The 22,185-nt window shown below is 71.9% G+C and carries 18 protein-coding genes and 1 other RNA gene; 17 read left to right on the top strand and 2 right to left on the bottom strand.

Annotated features, from left to right (window positions below; all coding sequences use genetic code 11):
- Positions 1–138 precede the first annotated feature (138 nt).
- The 5 genes from ftsE to ssrA all read left to right on the top strand — a co-directional run bounded on the left by ftsE (position 139) and on the right by ssrA (position 4,109).
- On the top strand, positions 139–828 hold the full coding sequence (gene ftsE / locus LNW73_RS20415) for a cell division ATP-binding protein FtsE (RefSeq protein WP_138357585.1): 690 nt from the start codon (positions 139–141) through the stop codon (positions 826–828).
- Positions 829–882: 54 nt separating this feature from the next.
- Positions 883–1,800: a permease-like cell division protein FtsX gene (ftsX, locus tag LNW73_RS20420; RefSeq protein WP_250990894.1), complete on the top strand. Its 918-nt coding sequence runs from the start codon at positions 883–885 to the stop codon at positions 1,798–1,800.
- Positions 1,801–1,867: 67 nt separating this feature from the next.
- Positions 1,868–3,052, top strand: coding sequence for a S41 family peptidase (locus LNW73_RS20425; protein WP_250990895.1), 1,185 nt, complete (start codon positions 1,868–1,870; stop codon positions 3,050–3,052).
- An 18-nt stretch (positions 3,053–3,070) separates the two neighbouring features.
- Entirely contained in the window at positions 3,071–3,550 is a 480-nt protein-coding gene (gene smpB / locus LNW73_RS20430; RefSeq protein ID WP_138357582.1) for an SsrA-binding protein SmpB, read from the top strand.
- A 169-nt stretch (positions 3,551–3,719) separates the two neighbouring features.
- Positions 3,720–4,109, top strand: a transfer-messenger RNA (tmRNA) gene (ssrA, locus tag LNW73_RS20435).
- Positions 4,110–4,156: 47 nt separating this feature from the next.
- On the opposite strand, the gene LNW73_RS20440 is transcribed toward ssrA, so the two are convergent.
- Complete coding sequence (locus tag LNW73_RS20440) at positions 4,157–5,509, bottom strand: MFS transporter (RefSeq protein WP_250990896.1); 1,353 nt, start codon at positions 5,507–5,509, stop codon at positions 4,157–4,159.
- 110 nt (positions 5,510–5,619) lie between these two features.
- On the opposite strand from LNW73_RS20440, the gene LNW73_RS20445 reads away from it, so the two are divergent.
- The 7 genes from LNW73_RS20445 (at position 5,620) to LNW73_RS20475 (ending at position 15,263) form a co-directional block, all read left to right on the top strand.
- On the top strand, positions 5,620–6,687 hold the full coding sequence (locus tag LNW73_RS20445) for a LysR family transcriptional regulator (protein ID WP_250990897.1): 1,068 nt from the start codon (positions 5,620–5,622) through the stop codon (positions 6,685–6,687).
- 99 nt (positions 6,688–6,786) lie between these two features.
- On the top strand, positions 6,787–8,181 hold the full coding sequence (locus tag LNW73_RS20450) for a nitrate/nitrite transporter (RefSeq protein ID WP_250990898.1): 1,395 nt from the start codon (positions 6,787–6,789) through the stop codon (positions 8,179–8,181).
- Between the two features lie 315 nt (positions 8,182–8,496).
- Entirely contained in the window at positions 8,497–9,639 is a 1,143-nt protein-coding gene (locus LNW73_RS20455) for a uroporphyrinogen-III synthase (RefSeq protein WP_250992982.1), read from the top strand.
- Between the two features lie 138 nt (positions 9,640–9,777).
- Complete coding sequence (locus LNW73_RS20460) at positions 9,778–10,425, top strand: CGNR zinc finger domain-containing protein (protein WP_250990899.1); 648 nt, start codon at positions 9,778–9,780, stop codon at positions 10,423–10,425.
- A 233-nt stretch (positions 10,426–10,658) separates the two neighbouring features.
- Complete coding sequence (locus LNW73_RS20465) at positions 10,659–12,992, top strand: HelD family protein (protein ID WP_250990900.1); 2,334 nt, start codon at positions 10,659–10,661, stop codon at positions 12,990–12,992.
- A gap of 390 nt (positions 12,993–13,382) precedes the next feature.
- Positions 13,383–14,816, top strand: coding sequence for an NAD-dependent malic enzyme (locus tag LNW73_RS20470; RefSeq protein WP_250976095.1), 1,434 nt, complete (start codon positions 13,383–13,385; stop codon positions 14,814–14,816).
- A 165-nt stretch (positions 14,817–14,981) separates the two neighbouring features.
- Positions 14,982–15,263 (top strand): HU family DNA-binding protein, encoded by a 282-nt coding sequence (locus tag LNW73_RS20475; RefSeq protein WP_007264399.1) that lies wholly within the window; start codon positions 14,982–14,984, stop codon positions 15,261–15,263.
- Between the two features lie 111 nt (positions 15,264–15,374).
- On the opposite strand, the gene murA is transcribed toward LNW73_RS20475, so the two are convergent.
- Positions 15,375–16,715, bottom strand: a complete 1,341-nt coding sequence (murA, locus tag LNW73_RS20480; protein ID WP_250976094.1) for a UDP-N-acetylglucosamine 1-carboxyvinyltransferase — start codon at positions 16,713–16,715, stop codon at positions 15,375–15,377.
- A gap of 277 nt (positions 16,716–16,992) precedes the next feature.
- On the opposite strand from murA, the gene LNW73_RS20485 reads away from it, so the two are divergent.
- From LNW73_RS20485 to LNW73_RS20505, 5 genes are all read left to right on the top strand, one after another.
- The gene (locus tag LNW73_RS20485) at positions 16,993–17,571 is read left to right on the top strand and encodes a YqgE/AlgH family protein (protein WP_250976093.1); all 579 of its coding nucleotides are present in this window, start codon (positions 16,993–16,995) and stop codon (positions 17,569–17,571) included.
- Positions 17,572–17,582: 11 nt separating this feature from the next.
- A complete protein-coding gene (locus LNW73_RS20490; RefSeq protein ID WP_138356570.1) occupies positions 17,583–17,867 on the top strand; it encodes a DUF3039 domain-containing protein in 285 nt (94 codons plus the stop codon).
- A gap of 74 nt (positions 17,868–17,941) precedes the next feature.
- Positions 17,942–19,570: a beta-N-acetylhexosaminidase gene (locus LNW73_RS20495; RefSeq protein WP_250990901.1), complete on the top strand. Its 1,629-nt coding sequence runs from the start codon at positions 17,942–17,944 to the stop codon at positions 19,568–19,570.
- Between the two features lie 263 nt (positions 19,571–19,833).
- Positions 19,834–20,727, top strand: a complete 894-nt coding sequence (locus LNW73_RS20500; RefSeq protein WP_250976091.1) for an FAD binding domain-containing protein — start codon at positions 19,834–19,836, stop codon at positions 20,725–20,727.
- Positions 20,724–22,091 (top strand): 2Fe-2S iron-sulfur cluster-binding protein, encoded by a 1,368-nt coding sequence (locus tag LNW73_RS20505; protein ID WP_250990902.1) that lies wholly within the window; start codon positions 20,724–20,726, stop codon positions 22,089–22,091. The genes LNW73_RS20500 and LNW73_RS20505 overlap by 4 nt, the downstream gene beginning before the upstream one ends.
- Positions 22,092–22,185 lie beyond the last annotated feature (94 nt).

A 22,185-nucleotide genomic window follows, 5' to 3' on the forward strand; every position in this document is an offset into this window, starting at 1 on the left:
CTGTGCCCTGTGCGTAAACACACGAACCCAGGACGCCGACTGCGCGGCCCTACGCCATTCGCGTATGGTCGCCCACACCAGGAGAGCCGCCCCTGCGGTTGTCCGCCCCCAATATCCGGCTACCTCACTGGTGCGAACGTGATCCGATTCGACAGCGTCACCAAGACCTACCCCAAGCAGAACCGTCCTGCACTCCGGGATGTCTCGCTGGAGATCGAGAAGGGCGAGTTCGTCTTCCTCGTCGGTTCGTCGGGGTCCGGAAAGTCGACCTTCCTCCGGTTGATCCTGCGCGAAGAGCGCACCGACACCGGCATGGTGCACGTCCTCGGCAAGGATCTGGCGAGGCTCTCCAACTGGAAGGTGCCGCAGATGCGGCGCCAGCTGGGCACGGTCTTCCAGGACTTCCGGCTGCTTCCGAACAAGACCGTCGCGGAGAACGTGGCGTTCGCGCTGGAAGTGATCGGCAAGCCGCGCGGGACGATCCGCAAGACCGTTCCCGAAGTGCTGGACCTGGTCGGCCTGGCCGGCAAGGAGGACCGCATGCCGGGTGAGCTGTCGGGTGGTGAGCAGCAGCGTGTGGCCATCGCCCGCGCGTTCGTCAACCGGCCGATGCTGCTGATCGCGGACGAACCGACGGGAAACCTCGACCCGCAGACCTCGGTCGGCATCATGCGGCTCCTGGACCGCATCAACCGCACCGGAACCACCGTGGTGATGGCCACCCACGACCAGAACATCGTCGACCAGATGCGCAAGCGCGTCATCGAGCTCGAGAAGGGGCGACTGGTGCGCGACCAGTCGCGCGGTGTCTACGGCTACCAGCACTGAACCGAACCGGGTTCTGCTCCGTAGTCATAGCCACCAGCCCCCTGAAAGGACATCATGCGCGCCCAGTTCGTCCTGTCGGAGATCGGCGTCGGTCTCCGGCGCAATCTCACCATGACCTTCGCGGTGATCATCTCCGTCGCGCTCTCGCTCGCCCTCGCCGGCGGATCCTGGCTCGCCAGCCAGCAGGTCGACGCCATGAAGGGGTACTGGTACGACAAGGTCCAGGTGTCCATCTTCCTGTGCAACAAGGCGGATGCGAAGAGCACCCCCTCGTGCTCCAAGGGCGCCGTGACGGACGAGCAGAAGAAGGCGATCAAAGCGGACCTGGAGAAGCTCCCGGTCGTCGAGACCGTCTTCTACGAGTCCTCGCAGGAGGCGTACAAGCACTACCAGGAGCAGTTCAAGGACTCGCCGGTCGCCGGGTCCCTCTCTCCTGACCAGTTGCAGGAGTCGTACCGCGTCAAGCTCAAGGACCCGACGAAGGTGCAGGTCGTCTCCAGCGCCTTCGCCGGCCGGCCGGGCGTCCAGGAGGTGCAGGACCAGCGCAAGCTGCTGAAGAACCTCTTCGACCTGCTCGGCGGTATGACGGCGGTGGCCTTCGGGACCATGGTCTTCATGGTGATCGTGGCGATGCTGCTGATCGTCAACACCGTGCGCGTCTCGGCGTTCAGCCGCCGGCGCGAGACCGGGATCATGCGCTTGGTGGGCGCGTCCGGCTTCTACATCCAGATGCCGTTCATCGCCGAGGCGGCCTTCGCCGGCCTGGTCGGCGGCGGCGTGGCCTGCGGCATGCTCATGACCGGCCGGTACTTCCTGATCGACCACGGGCTGAAGCTGCAGGACAAGATCCCGCTGGTGAACTTCCTCGGCTGGGGCGATGTCATCAAGGTGCTGCCGCTGGTGCTCGTGGTCAGCATGCTGATGCCGGCCCTCGCCGCCCTCGTCACGCTGCGTAAATACCTCAAGGTCTGAGTGCCGCTTCGGGTGGTCTGCGGTCAACTCTCCGTATGGCGCCCGTTTCTGGCCTAGACTTCCCGCCATGTCCGGCCGGTTGATGTTCGGGACGCCCCGCGGCTCACGCCGCGGGGTCGCCCTGACGATCGTTTTCGGGGCGGTGCTGGCCACCGGCGCGGCGGCCGGCACCCTGGCGGTTCCGGCCCGGTCCGCGTCGGCCGCGCAGAGCAGGATCCCGGCGGGCAACGTCGCCGACTCCGACGCGATCGCCAAGGCGATCGACGAGGGCAAGGTCGGCCCGGAGGCCGCCGAAGAGCTGGTCAGCCGCAGTGGCGACCGCTGGTCCTCGTTCTACACCGCCCAGGAGTACGCGGGCCTGCAACAGGCCCTGAACGGCCGGTACGTGGGCGTCGGGCTCTGGGTGCGGCGCACCGGCAGTGGCTGGATCCAGGTGGCCCGGGTACAGGACGGCAGCCCCGCGGCGCTCGCGCGGGTGCAGGTCGGCGACCGGCTCCAGTCGATCGACGGGGTGCGGGCGGACGGCAAGCCGGTCACCGAAGTCGTGGCGGAGCTGCGCGGCGACAACGCCGCGGGGTCCGTCGTCCGGCTCGGCCTGGACCACGCCGGCGGTAACCGCGACATCACGCTGCGTCGCGCGGTGCTGGCCACCGAGGCCGTCACCGTCGGGAAACTGGACGGGGACGTCACCTCCATCAAGATCGAGGCGTTCACCAAGGGCGTCGGCGGCCAGGTACGCGCCGCGGTACGTGCCGCGGTGCGCTCCGGGAGCCGGGGCGTGCTGCTCGATCTGCGCGGCAATTCCGGGGGTCTGGTCACCGAGGCCGTCACGGTCTCCTCGGTCTTCCTCGACGGCGGCCTGGTCGCCACCTATGACGTGCACGGCCGGCAGCGCGCCCTCTACGCCAGCGACGGCGGCGACACCGACACCCCGCTGGTGGCTGTGGTCGACGGCGGCACCATGAGCGCCGCGGAGCTGCTCGCGGGCGCGCTGCAGGACCGTGGCCGGGCGGTCGTGGTGGGGTCGCGGACCTTCGGCAAGGGCGCGGTGCAGATGCCCAGCGAACTGCCGGACGGCTCGGTCGCCGAGCTGACCGTCGGCCATTACAGCCTCCCCGACGGGCGGAACGTGGACGGCCGGGGCATCGAGCCGGATCTCACGGTGAGCGGCGGATCGGCCCCCGCGGGAGCCTCCGACAAGGCGGTCGCGGAGGCCAGGGAAGTATTGAGTGGCCTCAGACCCCCCTCCTAGTGCGAGAATGGCCGCGCTATGGCGAAAGAGACTGGTCACAAGCTGATCGCGCAGAACAAGAAGGCGCGCCACGATTACCTCATCCTGGACACCTTCGAGGCGGGCCTGGTGCTGACCGGCACCGAGGTCAAGTCGCTGCGCATGGGCCGTGCCTCGCTGGTGGACGGCTTCGCGCAGCTGGACGGCGGTGAGGCGTGGCTGCACAACGTCCACATCCCCGAGTACACGCAGGGGACGTGGACGAACCACGCGGCACGCAGGAAGCGCAAACTCCTGCTGCACAAGACCGAGATCGCGAAGCTGATCCACAAGACGCAGGAGTCGGGGCACACGATCATCCCGCTCCAGCTGTACTTCAAGGACGGCCGGGCGAAGGTCGAGATCGCGCTGGCCAAGGGCAAGAAGGAGTACGACAAGCGGCAGACCCTGCGCGAGAAGCAGGACACCCGCGAGTCGAACCGCGCGATCTCCGCGGTCCGCAGGCGCCAGCGCGCCTGACACCTGCGCGCCTGTGTGCCTGACACCGGCGCGCGAGGTGCCGTGCCCGGCCCGGGGCGCGCGGGAATGCAGTGGCCCGTCAAGGCGTTGGTCACGTACGATGGGTACAGCGCCACCGGATCTGTCGGGTTCGCCCGGCTGCGCCGGTGACACTTTGAAAAATCAACATGGGGATGATCGGTTTCGACTGGGGATGTCGAAGCAGGGGAAGCGAGCCGAGGAAGCGGCAATGATCTCGTTAACCATATGTCGCAAAACATAATCGCCAACACCAAGCGCGATGCCTCCGCTTTCTCCCTCGCTGCCTAATAAGTAGCTAGAGAGAAAGCTCTACGGAGTGTCAGCCCAGGAGCTGTTCCCGGCCTGGATCCTGGCATAATCAAGGGAACTAAACTTCTTGACCCGGTCACGGGGGCTTGAAGGAAACCAAACAGTGACTGAGCCCGTTGGCAACTTGTCCGCGTGATTGCCAGGGCTGAGAAAAGCACAGCGGACTGCGCTCGGAGAAGCCCTGATTCCGCACCACAGGACGCGGGTTCGATTCCCGCCATCTCCACCAACCCCATGTATGACGAAGGCCTCGCCGCTCACGCGGTGGGGCCTTTTTCATGTGCGCGTCCCGGTGGTCCCCTTCCGTACCCGCAGGGCCAGGACGGCGGCCGGCGCGCCCGCGGCGGCGGGGAGCCAGAAGCCGGCGCCCGGGGGAAGACGTTCGGCGGCGGTGCCGGCGAGGGCGGCGCCGGCGGAGATGCCGGCCAGGATGCCGGTGACGGCGAGCGTCATGCCCTCGTTGAGGCGGGCCGGCGGGGCGAGGCTCTGCACCAGGGTCATGCCGTTGACCATGGTGGGGGCGGTGGCGCAGCCGGCGAGGAAGAGACAGCAGGCGAGCGCCGGCAGCCCGCCGGCGAGCAGCGGCAGCGTCATCAGGGCGGCCATCGCCGCCACCGAGGCCGCGAAGCGGGTCGTGGCGGGTCCGGTGGGCCGGGACAGGCCGTAGAGCAGGCCCGCGGCGCCCGATCCGGCGGCCTGCAGGGCGAGGACGGCGCCGGCCGCCGACGCGTGTCCGCGGGCGTCGGCGAAGGCGATCGTGGTGACCTCCAGCGCGCCGAAGATCACCCCGGTGCAGAAGAACACCGCCAGCAGGGCCGGCAGGCCGGGTATCCGGAGCAGGGAGCCGCTACGGGCCGCGGAGCGTCCCGGGGCGGGCGGCTCCGTGCCGCGCTGGGCGGTGAAGAGCAGTACGCCGGTGAGCAGCAGCACGTTCGCGACCAGCATGCCCGCCTCGGGGAAGAGCGCCGTGCACAGGAACGCGGCCAGGACCGGGCCGAGCATGAAGCACAGCTCGTCGGCGACCTGCTCGAAGGAGTTGGCCACATGGCGGGCCGCGGGGTCGTCGCGGTAGAGGTGCGCCCAGCGGGCGCGGGCCATGCCGCCGGTGTTCGGGGACGTGGACCTCGCGATGTACGTGGCGAAGAGCGTCCAGGACGGGGCGTCGTAGCGCACGCACAGCAGCAGGACGAGGCAGGCCGCCACGGACCACACGGTGGCGGGCACGGCGATCCCGGCCTGCCCGTACCGGTCGGTGAGCCGGGCCACGACCGGGGCGAGGACGGCGGTCGCGGCCATGCCGGCGGCGGCCACGGCGCCCGCGAGGGCGTAGGAGCCGCGGGTCGTGGCGATCATGATGATCAGGCTGACGCCGAACATCCCCATCGGGGCGCGGGACAGCAGGCTGCCCACGGTGAAGGCGGTGGCGCCCGGAGCGGCGAAGATCCGCCGGTAGGCGCCGAAGCGGCCGGGCGGCCGCGGCGTACGGACGTGCCGGGGCGGGAACGTCCGGGGCGGGAGGGGCCGACGGGGCGGCCGGCCGGCGTCGGGGTGGTTGAGGGTGCGGTCGGCGGCGATGAGGGTGCCGCCGGAGGTCATGAGCAGCAGCGGCGGCGGTGCGGGACGGTGCATGTGATCAGCCTCGGGGCGGGCTCCCGGCGCGGTCCAACACCTGATCGGCGGCCATTGACGCATTCCTGTTGTCAATGGCCGTGGGTGAGGGGCCGGTGTTCAATGGCGGCGTGCCTCATGACCTGGAACCCCGCCTGCTGCGCGCATTCACCGCCGTCGCCGAGGAACTGCATTTCTCCCGTGCCGCGGCGGCGCTCTATGTGGCACAACAGGCCCTCAGCCGTGACATCCGGCGGCTGGAGCGGGAGTTGGGCGCGGAATTGTTCGTCCGCACCACCCGGCGCGTCGAACTCACCTCCGACGGGGAAAGGCTCCTTCCGCACGCGCGGCGGGTGCTCGCGGCGCACGACGAGCTGGCCGCGGCTTTCGCGGCGGCCGACCGGCCACTGCTCGTCGACGTCAGCGCGCCCGTCAGCACCGGGCGCCGCGTCCTGGACGAGGCGCGTGCGACGGCTCCCGGCAGTGAGCTGATCGCCCGCTTCCACAGCGGTCTCACCGGTGCCGCCGCCGACATCCTCGCCGGCCGGCTGGACGTCTCCTTCGGCCGTGTCGCCGGGCTGGCCCCGGCCACCCTGTCCCGGCTCGAGCACCGGCCGGTGCGCTACGAGCCGATGGCCGTCGTCCTGTCGCGGGAGCACCCGCTCGCGCGCCTGGAGCGGATCCCGCTGGACGCGCTCGCGGGGGAGACGCTGTACGCCGGGGCCGGGAACCCGACCACCGCCGAGTGGACCGATCTCGCCGAGCGGCTCTTCGCGGGCCGGGGGATCGCGGTGGCCGCGCCCTTCCCGCAGATCGAGGGCGAGGCGGAGTTCATCCGGCTGGTGGCGAAGCACCGCTGGCCGGTACTGGCCACCACCGAGTTCGTCGACATGCCCGGCGCGGTGCTGCGGCCGCTGGTGGACCCCGTCCCGCTCGCCCTGGTCTCGATGGTCTGGCGCCGCGGGCTACGCCACCCCGGGCTGACCGCCCTGCACGAGGCGGTGACCACGCTGGCGGCGGCCGGACGCTGGCTGCACCGGCCCGCCGGCAGCTGGCTCCCGGATCCCGACGCGCGTCTCGCGGCGCTCCCGGATCCCGACGCCCGTCTCGCGGCGCTCCCCGAATCCGGTGACGTCCGTCCCGCCGCGCAGCTCCACCCCGACGACGCGCGTCTCACAGTGCCCCCCGGCGCCGGGTGAGTGCATGGTTCCCCCCGCGTCACCTCGGGCCATCGGGCGGTAACGGGCCGTTCCTACTGTCGTGGACGACACCCGAAACCGGCAGGGCCTGGAGGCGTTATGCATGCCACCGCTACGGAACCGCGCGCTACGGAACCGCGCAAGGGGAGCCGCTGGATCGAGCGGTGGGACCCGGAGGACACCGAGTTCTGGGAGAACGGCGGACGCAGGACCGCCAACCGCAATCTGCTCTTCTCCGTCCTGTCCGAGCACGTCGGCTTCTCCGTGTGGACCCTGTGGTCGGTCCTGGTGCTCTTCATGGGCCCCCAGTACGGCATCGACCCGGCCGGAAAGTTCTTCCTGGTGGGCATGGCGACCGCCGTCGGCGCCTTCGTCCGGGTCCCGTACACGTTCGCCGTGGCGCGCTTCGGCGGCCGCAACTGGACGGTCTTCAGCGCGCTGATGCTGCTGCTCCCCACCATCGCGGCCGCGGTCGTGATGAAGCCCGGCACCTCGTACAGCACCTTCATGCTGGTCGCGGCGCTCACCGGGGTGGGCGGCGGCAACTTCGCCTCCTCCATGACCAACATCAACTCCTTCTTCCCGCTCCGGAAGAAGGGCTGGGCACTCGGCCTGAACGCGGGCGGCGGCAACATCGGCGTGCCCGTGGTCCAGCTCGTCGGGCTCCTCGTGATCGGAACGGCGGGCGCGTCGCACCCGCGGATCCTGCTCGGGGTGTACATCCCGCTGATCGTGATCGCGGCGACGCTGGCCGCGCTGCGGATGGACAACCTGGCACCGGTCAGGAACGACACCGGTGCGGCCCGCGAGGCGGTGCGGGACGCCCACACCTGGATCATGTCCTTCCTCTACATCGGCACCTTCGGCTCGTTCATCGGCTACAGCTTCGCCTTCGGCCTCGTGCTGCAGAACCAGTTCGCCCGCACCCCGCTGCAGGCCGCGTCGATCACGTTCATCGGGCCGCTGCTCGGCTCGCTGATCCGCCCGGTCGGCGGGCGCCTCGCCGACCGGTTCGGGGGAGCGCGCATCACGCTCTGGAACTTCCTCGGGATGGCCGGCGCGACGCTCGTCGTCGTGCTCGCCTCCGTGCAGAAGTCGCTGCCGGTCTTCACCACGGGATTCATCGCCCTGTTCGTGCTCACCGGGCTCGGCAACGGCTCGACGTACAAGATGATCCCCGGCATCTACCACGCCAAGGCGCTCGCCAAGGGCCTCAGCGGCGAGGCGGCCGCGGCGTACGGGCGCCGGCTCTCCGGGGCCTCGATGGGGCTGATCGGCGCGGTCGGCGCGCTCGGCGGCCTCGGCATCAACCTGGCGTTCCGCGAGTCCTTCCTCTCCGCGCACACCGGCACCCCGGCCTTCGTCTCCTTCCTGGCCTTCTACGCGGTGTGTTTCGCGCTCACCTGGGCCGTATACCTCCGCCGTCCCGCCACGCCGCCGGCGCTCTCCCCGGCGGCGGAACCGGCGCCGCAGCCGAGCTACGCGGAGGTGTGAGCGGGCCCGGCCGCGCCGGGGGCCCGGGATCCGGGCGTAACACCCGGGAAATCCTGGCGATCCCCGCCCGTCACCCCGCGTTGGCACGATGCGTCCGACCGGGCGATCGGCCGGACGTGAGCCATCAACCGGCGGCGGGGGCCACCAGGTACGTGTACCTCCAGCGGAGCGGGGCAAGCCATGCAGGTGCGGAAGACAGAACAGCGTACGGACGGTGCGCGGGCGCCCTCGGCCGCGCCCACCGGATCCACGGCACCGGTGACGGCATCGGTCACGGCACCGGTCACAGCGCCGGTCACGGCACCCGGCGAGCCCGTGGCGGGCCGCCCGGTGCTGCCGCTGGCCGGTTTCACGGTCGGGGTGACGGCGGCCCGGCGGGCCGATGAGCTGGCCGCGCTGCTGGAACGGCGCGGGGCGGCGGTGCTGCGGGCGCCCGCGCTGCGGATCGTGCCGCTGCTGGACGACGCGGAACTGCTGTCGGCGACCAAGGAACTGCTCGACAACGGCCCGGACATCGTGGTGGCCACCACCGCGATCGGGTTCCGCGGCTGGGTCGGCGCCGCCGACGGCTGGGGCCTCGGCGAGGCCCTGCTGGACCGGCTGAGCGGGGTGGAGGTGCTGGCCCGCGGCCCCAAGGTGAAGGGCGCGATCCGGGCGGCCGGGCTGACGGAGACCTGGTCGCCCGCCTCCGAGTCGATGGCCGAGGTGCTCGACCGGCTGCTGGAGCAGGGTGTGGCGGGCCGGCGGATCGCGGTCCAGCTGCACGGCGAGCCGCTGCCCGGCTTCATCGAGTCGCTGCGGGCGGCGGGCGCCGAGGTCGTCGGCGTGCCGGTGTACCGGTGGATGCCGCCGGAGGACATCGGCCCGGTCGACCGGCTCATCGACGCGGCGATCGCCCGGTCGCTCGACGCGGTGAGCTTCACCAGCGCCCCGGCGGCGGCCTCGCTGCTGGACCGTGCCGCCCGGCTCGGCCGGCTCGACAAGCTGGTCGACGCGCTGCGGCACGACGTCCTGCCGGCCTGCGTGGGCCCGGTCACCGCCCTCCCGCTGGAGGCCCACGACATCCCGACGTTCCAGCCGGACCGCTTCCGGCTCGGCCCGCTCGTCCAGCTGATCGCCGCCGAACTGCCGGGACGGGTACGGGCGTTGCCCGTCGCGGGCCGCCGGGTCGAGATCCGCGGCCAGGCGGCCGTCGTCGACGGCGAACTGCGGACCGTACCGCCCGCCGGCATGGCGCTGCTGCGCGCGCTGGCGCGGCGGCCGGGGTGGGTCGTCCCGCGCGCGGAACTGCTGAAGGCCCTGCCGGGCGCGGGCAGCGACGAGCACGCCGTCGAGACCGCGATGGCCCGGCTGCGGACGGCGCTGGGGGCGCCCAAACTCATCCAGACCGTCGTGAAGCGGGGCTACCGGCTGGCACTGGACCCGCTGACGGACGAGAAGTACGCGGGGGAGGAGTAGGCCCCGCCGCACCGCCTGGCCCGCCACCCCGCCCACCGGCCCGTCCTCCACCTGCCCACAGGCCCTGGCCCCTTTGGCCCCGGCGGGGCACTCTGGGGGCAGCGGGTGACGGGCGGCGGCTGGAAGGGTGACAGGCACATGACGGTTACAGCCTCCTCCGAGCTTCGATTCGACACCGGGCGGGTGAGCCTCGACCTGCTCGCGACGGTCACCGGACGGCTCTCCGAGGAGCCCGTCGACCGTCTCGACTCGCCGCGCCGCCTCACCGAATGGCTGTACGGCACCGGACTCGTCCCGAGCGGTACGGCGGTGGCCGCCGACGCGGCATGGCTCGGCCGCTTCCTGGTGCTGCGGGACGTGCTGCGGCGGGTCGTGGCGACCCAGCTGGCGACCCGGCCGGCCGACGCGCCGTCTCCTGCCGTTCCCGAGGAGCCGCCGCTGCCGACGACGCCCGCCGCCGCCGACGTCTCCCGGCTCAACGCCGCCGCCCTGGCCGCCCCGCCCGCGCCCAGCGCCCGGTCCGCGCCGGACGGCACCCTCGTCCGCACCCTGGCCGCGCAGCCCGACTGCGGGGCCCTGCTCGCGGCGGTCGCCAGGGACGCCGTCGAGCTGCTCACGGACCCCGCCGCGCGGGCCCAGCTGCGGCGGTGCGAGGGGGAGAGCTGCTCCCTGGTCTACCTCGACGCGTCGCGCGGGCGGCGGCGCCGCTGGTGCAGCAGTGAGGTCTGCGGCAACCGGGAACGCGTCGCCCGCCACCGCCGCCGCGCGGTGGCCGCCCAGGCCTGACCGCGCGGCGCTCCACCGTCCAGCCACCCTCCTCCCGCCCGGATCGGCTGGGAACGGCCGCGTACGGCCCTGCACGGCTGGGCCCGGCCGGGTATCGGCCGGGATGGGGAATCGCAAGCCCGTCGCAGGCGGAGTGGTGCGCAGGGGGGTGTGGGTCGCGTACGGTTGCAGGCTGCCCCGTGCGTGTAGCAGAACCCGCACGGAGCGCTCTCAACGCACAGGAGAAGGGGGTCTTGCGTGGCCGCGCAAACCGCAGCGCCCGGGGGGTCCGGGACGTGGAGATCGCCGTCGAACAGGCGCACCTGGACCGGGTGTACCGCCGGCTCGAGGAGAAGATCCACGAAGCCGAGTTCCTTATGGATGACGCCGCCAAGCGCGGTCAGGTGGGAACACCCGGCGCGCTCGCGGAGCGCGACGCGCAGGTGTTCCGCGCCGGTCTGCACCTCAACCGGCTCAACGCGGAGTTCGAGGACTTCCTCTTCGGACGGATCGACCTGCTGCAGGGCAAGGACGGGAAGCGCGGCGCCGACGGCGCGTTCACCTCGCTCGAACCGGCGGACGACGCCGTCGTCAACGACGCCGCGAAGATCGCGGAAGTGCTGCACATCGGCCGTATCGGCGTCCTGGACGCCGACTACGCGCCGCTGGTGATCGACTGGCGGGCGCCCGCGGCCGCGCCGTTCTACCGCTCCACACCGGTCGCCCCGGGCCGGGTGGTGCGCCGCCGCGTCATCCGTTCCAAGGGCCGCAGGGTGCTGGGGGTGGAGGACGACCTGCTGCGCCCGGAGCTGGAGACCGGGCTTCCGGTGGTCGGTGACGGCGCGCTGATGGCCGCCCTGGGGCAGGCCCGCAGCCACACGATGCGCGACATCGTGGCGAGCATCCAGGCCGAGCAGGACATGGTGATCAGGGCGCCCGCCGCGTCCGTCACCGAGGTCACCGGGGGCCCCGGCACCGGCAAGACGGCGGTCGCGCTGCACCGCGCCGCGTATCTGCTCTACCAGGACCGCCGGCGGTACGCGGGCGGCATCCTGGTCGTCAGCCCGACGCCGCTGCTGGTGGCGTACACCGAGGGCGTCCTGCCGTCGCTCGGCGAGGAGGGCCAGGTCGCGATCCGCGCCGTCGGCTCGCTCGTCGACGGTGCGGAGGCCGATACGTACGACGAGCCGGCGGTCGCCCGCATCAAGGGCTCGCTGCGGATGCTGAAGGTGCTGCGCAACGCCGCACGCGGCGCGCTGGAGGCACCGCAGGCCGTCAAGCCGCAGCAGCAGGCCGCCCTCTTCGAGGACGACGAGGAGGAGAACGAGGCCGGGCAGCGCGTCTCCCGCACCACGCTGCGCGTCGTCGCCTTCGGGCGGCGGCTGGAGCTGGGCGAGCAGGAGCTGTCGTCGATCCGGCACAACGTGCTGGGCGGCACCGCCCCGGTGAACCTGCTGCGCCCGCGCGCCCGCAGGCTGCTGCTGGACGCGCTGTGGCGGAAGGCCGGACGCCGCTTCGACGACCAGGAGCTGGCGGCCGAGGAGCGCCAGGGCTTCGACGAGGACATCTCGACGGAGCCGGAGTTCCTGGACTTCCTGCAGTCCTACTGGCCGATCCTCACCCCGCGCGGGGTGCTCGCGGCGCTGGCCGACGAGAAGCGGCTCGGCCGTTGGGCGCGCCGGGTGCTCACCCCGCCCGAGGTGCGCCGGGTGGCGCGTTCGCTGCGCCGCGACGGGGTGACCGTGCACGACGTGGCGCTGCTCGACGAGTTGGAGACGCTGCTGGGCCCGCCGCCGCGCCCGAAGAAGCGCGACGCGGACCCGCTGGACATGCTGACCGGTCTGGACGAGGTCACCACCTCGGCCGACCGGATGGGCGGCGGCCGCCGCAACCGGGCGGACCGGCTCGACGAGGAGCGGACCGAGTACGCGCACGTCATCGTCGACGAGGCGCAGGACCTGACGCCGATGCAGTGGCGGATGGTCGGCCGCCGCGGCAGGACCGCGACCTGGACCATCGTCGGTGACCCGGCGCAGAGTTCCTGGACGGATCCCGACGAGGCCGCCCAGGCGCGCGAGGAGGCGCTCGGCAGCCGGCCGCGCCGCCGCTTCACGCTGACGGTCAACTACCGCAACCCGTCGGAGATCGCCGATCTGGCGGCGAAGGTGCTGCAGCTGGCGATGCCCGGCATGGAGTCGCCGCGCGCGGTGCGCTCCACCGGTCTGGTGCCGCGCTTCGCGGTGGCCGGCGCCGATCTGGGCGCCGCGGTGCGCGCGGAGGCCGAGCTGCTGCTGGCCGACGTGGACGGCACCGTCGGCGTCGTGGTGGCCATGGGCCGCCGCGGGCAGGCCCGCAAGTGGCTGGCCGGGCTCGGCGAACGGGTGGTGGCGCTGGGCAGCCTGGAGGCCAAGGGCCTGGAGTACGACGCGACGATCGTGGTCTCCCCGGCGGAGATCGCCGACGAGTCGCCGGCCGGACTGCGGGTGCTCTACGTGGCGCTGACCCGCGCCACCCAGCGGCTCACGGTGCTCTCCGGCGAGCGCGACAGCCCGGACGAGTCCGGCGTCCCGGACCTGCTGCGGGACTGACCGGCGGTCAGGGAGCGGGCCGGACGGCCGGTGGAACGACGACGGGCGCCCCTCGTGAGAGGGGCGCCCGTCGGACGTTGGTGACACCGACCCGCCATGCTCGCCTCGCGGCAAGTGGGCGCTCGAAGCGCCTAAGGTTGGGCCCGGGGGCTTGGATCGAGTCGGTGCCGTACCCAGGCTAACAAACCGTCCCGTGGGTTGCTTCCCGCATCTGCCGACAACCCTGAATTTGCTCAAGGTCACAGTCCGGGCTTGAAAATTCAGCCCGTTTCTCGCATGGTGGAAGTATCTTTCCGTTGCCAAGGTCACGGTTACGCGTACCGGCCAGTAGGTGCAACGATCGAGCGGCAGAGCGTGTGAACCAGCAGGCAGCGGAAGAAGGTCGTCAGGATGGCAACGGCGCCAAGCGTCTCGTACTCGATCACGGTACGGCTGGAGGTCCCGGCGAGCGGGACCGCGGTCAGCCAGCTCACCACCGCGGTGGAGTCGTCGGGAGGGTCGGTGACCGGTCTTGACGTGACCGCCTCCGGCCACGAGAAGCTCCGGATCGACGTGACCATCGCGGCCACGTCCACCGCGCACGGCGACGAGATCGTCGAGAAGCTGCGCGGCATCGAGGGCGTCGTCCTCGGCAAGGTCTCCGACCGTACGTTCCTGATGCACCTCGGCGGCAAGATCGAGATGCAGTCGAAGCACCCCATCCGCAACCGTGACGACCTCTCGATGATCTACACCCCGGGCGTCGCCCGCGTGTGCATGGCCATCGCCGAGAACCCCGAGGACGCCCGCCGCCTCACCATCAAGCGCAACAGCGTCGCCGTCGTCACCGACGGCTCCGCGGTGCTCGGCCTGGGCAACATCGGCCCGATGGCCGCCCTGCCGGTCATGGAGGGCAAGGCGGCGCTCTTCAAGCGCTTCGCCGGCATCGACGCGTGGCCGATCTGCCTCGACACCCAGGACCCCGACGAGATCGTGGCGATCGTGAAGGCCATCGCGCCGGGCTTCGCGGGCATCAACCTGGAGGACATCTCCGCGCCGCGCTGCTTCGAGATCGAGGCCCGGCTGCGTGAGCTGCTCGACATCCCGGTCTTCCACGACGACCAGCACGGCACCGCCATCGTGGTGCTCGCCGCGCTCACCAACGCGCTGCGTGTCGTCGGCAAGGACATCGGCGACGTACGGGTCGTCATGTCGGGTGCGGGCGCGGCCGGTACGGCCATTCTCAAGCTGCTCATCGCCGCCGGGGTGAAGCACGCGGTCTCCGCCGACATCCACGGTGTCGTGCACGCGGGACGCCCCGACCTCGTCGACGCCGACCCCGAGTCGCCGCTGCGCTGGATCGCCGACAACACCAATCCCGAGGGCATCACGGGCACCCTCAAGGAGGCCGTGCGCGGCGCCGACGTCTTCATCGGCGTCTCCGCTCCCAACGTCCTGACCGGCGACGATGTCGCCGCGATGGCCCAGGGCGCGATCGTCTTCGCCCTCGCCAACCCCGACCCCGAGGTGGACCCGGCGGTGGCCCGGCAGACCGCCGCGGTGGTTGCCACCGGCCGCAGCGACTTCCCCAACCAGATCAACAACGTCCTGGTCTTCCCCGGTGTCTTCCGCGGCCTGCTGGACGCGCAGAGCCGTACGGTGAACACCGAGATGATGCTGGCCGCCGCGCACGCTCTCGCCGATGTCGTGGGCGAGGACGAGCTGAACGCGAACTACATCATTCCCAGCGTTTTCAACGACAAGGTGGCGGGCGCCGTCGCGGGAGCCGTTCAGAAGGCGGCAAAGGCGATGGGCGCGGCAACCGACTCGACGGCCACTGTGTGACGACACTGGGTCATCGCAACGCATCCGAGCCGCTTTTTCAGCGACCCGCTCGGGTGCCGGATTGGCTTTCCCCCCATATATGGGGGCAGGATGCAACTCGGGCAGTGAGGCAGCATCAGCTTCAAGCTCGCGCCCCCCTGGCAGAAAGAACACGGGAGTAAAGATATGAACCGCAGTGAGCTGGTGGCCGCTCTGTCCGAGCGCGCCGAGGTGACCCGTAAGGACGCCGACGCCGTTCTGGCCGCTCTCGCCGAGACCGTCGGCGAGATCGTCGCCAAGGGCGACGAGAAGGTCACCATTCCCGGCTTCCTGACCTTCGAGCGCACCCACCGTGCCGCTCGCACCGCGCGCAACCCGCAGACCGGCGACCCGATCCAGATCCCGGCCGGCTACAGCGTGAAGGTCTCCGCGGGCTCCAAGCTCAAGGAAGCCGCCAAGGGCAAGTAGTTCCCGACTGGCAAGGCGAAGGGCGGCCATCTCCCCGGGGGGATGGCCGCCCTTGCTGTGTCCGGGCTCCGGACGGGTCCGGACGGGCCCTCGGGCCCGTCCGGGGGAGTGCTAGACGCTCACGGGGTTCGGCAGCTCGACGTTGGCCCCCAGCTCCGCGAGCTTCGCCATGAAGTTCTCGTAGCCGCGGTTGATGAGGTCGATGCCGTGCACCCGGGAGGTGCCCTGGGCCGCCAGGGCGGCGATCAGGTACGAGAAGCCGCCGCGGAGGTCGGGGATGACCAGATCGGCGCCCTGGAGCTTGGTGGGGCCGGAGACGACCGCCGAGTGCAGGAAGTTGCGCTGGCCGAACCGGCACGCGGAGCCGCCCAGGCACTCGCGGTACAGCTGGATGTGCGCACCCATCTGGTTGAGCGCCGAGGTGAAGCCCAGCCGGGACTCGTAGACCGTCTCGTGGACGATCGACAGGCCGGACGCCTGCGTCAGCGCCACCACGAGCGGCTGCTGCCAGTCGGTCTGGAAGCCGGGGTGGACGTCCGTCTCCAGCGCGATGGCGTTGAGCGGGCCGCCCGGGTGCCAGAAGCGGATGCCCTCGTCGTCGATCTCGAAGGCGCCGCCGACCCGGCGGAAGGTGTTCAGGAACGTCATCATCGACCGCTGGTGGGCCCCGCGGACGTAGATGTTGCCCTCGGTGGCCAGCGCCGCGCTCGCCCAGGAGGCCGCCTCCAGGCGGTCCGGGAGCGCGCGGTGGTTGTAGCCGCCGAGCTTGTCGACACCGGTGATCCGGATCGTCCGGTCGGTGTCCATCGAGATGATCGCGCCCATTTTCTGCAGTACGCAGATCAGGTCCTCGATCTCCGGCTCGACCGCCGCGTTCGACAGCTCGGTGACGCCCTCGGCCAGCACGGCCGTCAGCAGCACCTGCTCGGTCGAGCCGACCGACGGGTACGGCAGCGTGATCTTGCAGCCGCGCAGCCGCTGCGGGGCTTCCAGGTACTGGCCGCCGGGCCGCTTCTCGATGGTCGCGCCGAACTGCCGCAGCACGTCGAAGTGGAAGTCGATCGGCCGGCCGCCGATGTCGCAGCCGCCCAGGCCCGGGATGAAGGCGTGCCCGAGGCGGTGCAGCAGCGGGCCGCAGAACAGGATCGGGATCCGGGAGGATCCGGCGTGCGCGTCGATGTCGGCGACGTTGGCGCTCTCGACGTGCGAGGGGTCGAGCACCAGCTCGCCCGGTTCCTCACCGGCCTGGACCGTCACGCCGTGCAGCTGGAGCAGCCCGCGCACGACGCGGACATCGCGGATGTCGGGCACGTTGCGCAGTCGGCTCGGCTCGCTGCCGAGGAGGGCGGCGACCATGGCCTTCGGCACGAGGTTCTTCGCGCCGCGGACACGGATCTCGCCCCGGAGCGGGGTTCCGCCATGGACAAGCAGTACGTCGGAAGCGTCGGTCATGGATCTCGCGTTCCTGGAGACAGTCATAAAAATGGGCGGGGTCCCCGCAGGCACCAAGAAGAAATGGTAATGCGCCTACAGGGGACTCCTGTAAGCCCAGGAGGCGCCAGCTGTGTCATGACTTCGCTACAGCCGCTCCGGCCCATCTGGTTACCAGCCGGTACAGGGCGCCCCGGGCCGGCGGGGCCCACCGCTCGACTGCCCGCACGCTGCGCGATTACGCCGGGGCCGGTCGTTGGCACCCCGCGACGGCCCGGGATGCGGGATCATGTTGACCATGACGGAGGTCACTTCGCTCACCGGCAGGCTGCTCGTGGCGACGCCGGCTCTGGCGGACCCGAATTTCGACCGTGCGGTGGTACTCCTTCTCGACCACGACGAGGCGGGGTCGCTCGGCGTTGTGCTGAACCGTCCGACCCCGATCGGGGTGGGGGATGTGCTCCAGCCGTGGGCGGTGCTCGCCGGGTCGCCTCCGGTGGTGTTCCAGGGCGGCCCCGTCTCGCTGGACTCCGCGCTGGGGCTGGCCGTGGTCCCCGGTGAGTCCTGGGACGACGGGGACGACGCCCCGCTGGGCTGGCGGCGGGTGCACGGCGCGATCGGCCTGGTCGACCTGGAGGCCCCGCCGGAACTGCTCGCGGCGGAGCTGGGATCCCTGCGGATCTTCGCCGGCTACTCCGGATGGGGGCCGGGGCAGCTGGAGGCGGAACTGGTCGACGGCGCCTGGTACGTCGTGGAGTCGGAACCGGGTGATGTGTCCTCGCCGGACCCGGAACGGCTGTGGCGCTCCGTGCTCAGACGGCAACGGAACGAATTGGCGATGGTGGCCACGTACCCGGACGACCCGTCGCTCAATTAGGCTTGACGGTTATGAGCACTCTTGAGCCCGAACGCGGGGCCGGTACTGGCACCCTCGTCGAGCCGACCCCGCAGGTGTCGCACGGCGATGGCGACCACGAGCGCTTCGCACACTATGTCCAGAAGGACAAGATCATGGAGAGTGCGCTCTCCGGATCTCCGGTGGTCGCGCTGTGCGGGAAGGTCTGGGTGCCGGGACGGGACCCGAAGAAGTACCCGGTCTGCCCGATGTGCAAAGAGATCTTCGAGACGATGCCCCTCGGTGGCGGCGACAAGGACAAGAGCGGCAAGAACTGACCGCAGGTCCCCGCCTGATTTTCTCCGCCTGATTGGTCTATGCCAATTCGGTGCCGGCGGGGCAGGATGGCGTCATGGATCTGATCCCCGCCCCGCGCCTGGTGACCGACTACACCGAGGACAACTGCTTCGTCCTCGGACCCGACACGGTGCTGGCCGCCGGGCCGGGCGCGGAGCGGGCGGAGAGATGGCTGCGCTCCGAACTCGGAGCGGCCACCGGTCACCGGCTCGCGCCGGGCGACGGCTCGGAGACCGACGCCATCAGGATCACGGTCGCCGAGGTGGTCGCCGACGATCTCGGCCCCGAGGGCTACCGGATCATGGTCTCGCCGACCGGTGTCCATCTCTACGGCGGCGGCCCGGCGGGCGTCTTCTGGGGCGCCCAGACGCTGCGTCAGCTGCTGGGCCCCGACGCCTTCCGGCGCGCACCGCTCGCGGCCCGCGAGTGGCGGATCCCGTTCTGCCACATCGAGGACTCCCCGCGCTTCGGCTGGCGCGGCTTCATGCTCGACGTGGCCCGGCACTTCCTGCCCAAGGACGCGGTGCTGCGCTATCTCGACCTGATGGCCGCGCACAAGCTCAACGTGCTGCACCTGCACCTCACCGACGACCAGGGCTGGCGCGTGGAGATCAAGCGCTACCCGCTGCTCACCGAGGTCGGGGCCTGGCGCGAACGCACCAAGGTGGGGCTGCGGGAGTCCCCGCTGTGGGACGAACGGCCGCACGGCGGCTACTACACCCAGGACGACATCCGCGAGATCGTCGCCTACGCGGCGCAGCGGCACATCACCGTGGTGCCGGAGATCGACATCCCCGGGCACTCGCAGGCCGCCATCGCCGCCTACCCCGAACTCGGCAACACCGACGTCGTCGACACCGGCGCGCTCTCCGTGCTGACCAGTTGGGGCGTCAACCCCAATGTGCTGGCCCCCGCCGACACCACCCTGCGCTTCTACGAGGGCGTCTTCACCGAGCTGCTGGACCTGTTCCCGTCCGAGTTCTTCCACATCGGCGGCGACGAGTGCCCCAAGGAGCAGTGGCGCGCCTCCGCCGCCGCCCAGGCGCGGATCAAGGAACTGGGGCTGGCCGGTGAGGACGAGCTGCAGAGCTGGATCATCCGGCACTTCGACGGCTGGCTCGCCGAGCGCGGCCGCCGGCTGATCGGCTGGGACGAGATCCTCGAAGGCGGGCTGGCGCCGGGCGCCGCCGTCTCCTCCTGGCGGGGCTACGAGGGCGGGGTCGCCGCCGCGAAGGCCGGCCACGACGTCGTGATGTGCCCGGAGTCGCATGTCTATCTGGACTGGCGGCAGTCGGACCGGGCCGACGAGCCGGTGCCGATCGCCAGGGTGCGCACCCTGGAGGACGTCTACCGGTTCGAGCCGGTGCCCGCGGAACTCACCGAGGAGCAGGCCGCGCACGTCATCGGGACCCAGGCCAACGCCTGGACCGAGGTGATGGACTCACCGCGGGTCGTGGACTACATGGTGTTCCCGCGGCTGGCGGCGGTCGCCGAGGTGGCCTGGTCGGAGCTGCCCGCGCCCGCCGAGCGGGACTGGCCGGACTTCGAGCGCCGAATGGAAGGCCACTACGCGCGACTTGACGCGCTCGGTGTGGAGTACCGCCCGCCGGGCGGTCCGCTGCCGTGGCAGCGGCGCCCCGGTGTACTCGGACGCCCGATCGACGGACCACCCCCGATCGTGTGAGCAATGCCGCAACATGTGTCCCCCGCAAGGGCGGGCCTGGCACGGTGGATTGGCGTATCTTCGCAACACCCTCGAAGAGCGCCAATCCCGACACTGGGGTGATACCCGACAGAACGGGGCATCCACTCCCGTGAAGGGCAGGCCCGCACTTCGCGGACCCTCGCGTTGACCATCGCGGAACATGTGCCAGAGTTGCCACGTCCGGGCTGTCAGCACGTACGGTACGGCTACCGCACGGCGGAGAGCCGGGAAGGGGCAGCTGCGTGAGCACGAATGCACAGCAGACGGCACGCAACGTCACGTTGCCGTCCTCGCTCGACGAGGCGGTGGCGGCGCTCGCCGCCGCGCCCAGCGCCGTGCCCGTGGCCGGTGGCACCGACCTGATGGCGGCCGTCAACTCCGGGCTGCTGCGCCCGGCCGGGCTCGTCGGTCTCGGCCGGATCAGCGAGATCCGCGGCTGGCAGTACGCCGACGGCCACGCCCTGCTCGGCGCCGGCCTCACCCACGCCCGGATGGGCCGCCCCGACTTCGCCGCGCTCATCCCGGCGCTCGCCGCCGCCGCCCGCGCGGCCGGACCACCGCAGATCCGCAACGCGGGCACCCTCGGCGGCAACATCGCCACCGCCGCGCCCACCGGTGACGCACTCCCGGTGCTGACCGCGCTGGAGGCGAGCGTCATCCTGGCCGGCCCCGGGGGCAACCGGGAACTGCCGGTCAGCCATCTGCTGACCGGGATGGACCCGCTGCGCCCCGGCGAACTCCTCGCTTTCGTGCGGGTTCCGCTGCTGCACGCGCCGCAGACCTTCCTCAAGGCCACCGGCCGCACCGGCCCCGGCCGGGCGCTGGCCTCGGTCGCCGTCGTCCTGGACCCCGCCCGGCGCGGTGTGCGCTGCGCGGTGGGCGCGGTGGCGCCCGTACCGCTGCGGCCGCTGGAGGCCGAGCGGTGGGTCGCCGGACTGATCGACTGGGACGGCGGACGGCTGCTCGCCCCCGAGGCGTGCACGGCCTTCGGCGAGTACGTCGCCGGAGCGTGCATCCCGGACCCCGTGCCGGGACCGGACGGGGCCGAGGCCGTCGAGCTGCCGCCCGCCGCCGTACAACTGCGCCGCACCGTGGCGGCGCTGGCCCGCCGAGCGCTCGGGAGGGCACTGGCATGACCGACCAGCCGCAGCCGCAGCCGGGCACCCCGCTCACCCCGGGCACCTGGCAGCCCGTGCCGGGCGGCGGGGACTACGACCCCGACCAGACCATGCACGTCTCCTTCGCCGCGATGCTGCCGCCGGTGGCCGACGCGGGCGACGCGGCGACCCAGTGGTCGATCCCGCTCGTCGCGGCCGACCCGGTGGAGGAGTCCGGCGAGTACCCCCTGGGCGCCGTCACGGACGGCTTCACCGCGCCGTGGGCCGGCCGGCACCCCGACGAGACGCACTCCCGGCCCGACGTACCCGCCCCGCGGCCGTTCAGCGCCGGGCAGTTCGGCCAGGGCGCGGCGGCGACCGCGGCGCGGCCGCCGGCCGGAATCGGGCACGACCTCGGCGCGCAGGCCGTCGGCGAGCACGGCGGCGAGCCGGCCGGACCGTACCCGCCGGCCGGCCACGGGTCCGGTGACGACGCGCGCCCGCCGGCCGCCCAGGACCCGGCGGCCCGGCACCCCTACTTCGCCGAACACCCGCCGTCCGCCACCGCCGGCGCGACGCCGCCCACCGACGGGACCGGGCACTGGAGCCTGCCGTTCGTCGCGGAGGACGCGTCGGACGAGTCCGGCGAGTACCCCGTGGGCGCCGTGGGGGCGATCCCCGGAGCCGAGTCCGTCGTGGTGACCGAGGACGGCCCGGAGGCGGCGGAGAGCCCCTCCGACGGGCCCGTCGAGCACGCGGAGCGGACGGAGCAGGCGGAGCAGGCCGAAGCGGCGGCGGACGACGAGGAGCCGGCGCCCGAAGAGGCGCACAGCGAACACCCGCTCGCCTCCTACGTGCTGCGCGTCAACGGCGCCGACCGGCCCGTGACCGACGCCTGGCTCGGCGAGTCCCTGCTGTACGTCCTGCGGGAGCGGCTCGGCCTGGCCGGTGCCAAGGACGGCTGCGAGCAGGGCGAGTGCGGAGCCTGCTCCGTACAGGTCGACGGCCGGCTCGTCGCCTCGTGCCTGGTGCCGGCCGCGACCGCCGCCGGCAGCGAGGTCCGCACCGTCGAGGGGCTGTCCGGTGACGGGCAGCCGTCCGACGTGCAGCGCGCGCTCGCCGAGTGCGGCGCCGTGCAGTGCGGCTTCTGCGTTCCCGGCCTCGCGATGACCGTGCACGACCTGCTGGAGGGCAACCACAAGCCCACCGAGCTGGAGACCCGCCAGGCCATCTGCGGCAACCTCTGCCGGTGCACCGGCTACCGGGGCGTGCTGGACGCCGTCCAGGACGTCGTGGCGTCCCGCGAGGCCAGCGCCGCGGAACACTCCGAGCACACTGCCGACGGGGCGCGGATCCCGCACCAGGGCGGGCCGCACGGCAGCCACCCGGGAGGCACCGCGTGACCCGCCGTACGATCCCGGGCCGACGGCCGGAGCCGCGGCACACGCGCCCGGCCGGCACGGGCGAACCCACCGGCAGCAGCGAGAGGGCAGCGGC

The organism is Streptomyces sp. RKAG337, assembly GCF_023701715.1.
Classification (GTDB): domain Bacteria; phylum Actinomycetota; class Actinomycetes; order Streptomycetales; family Streptomycetaceae; genus Actinacidiphila.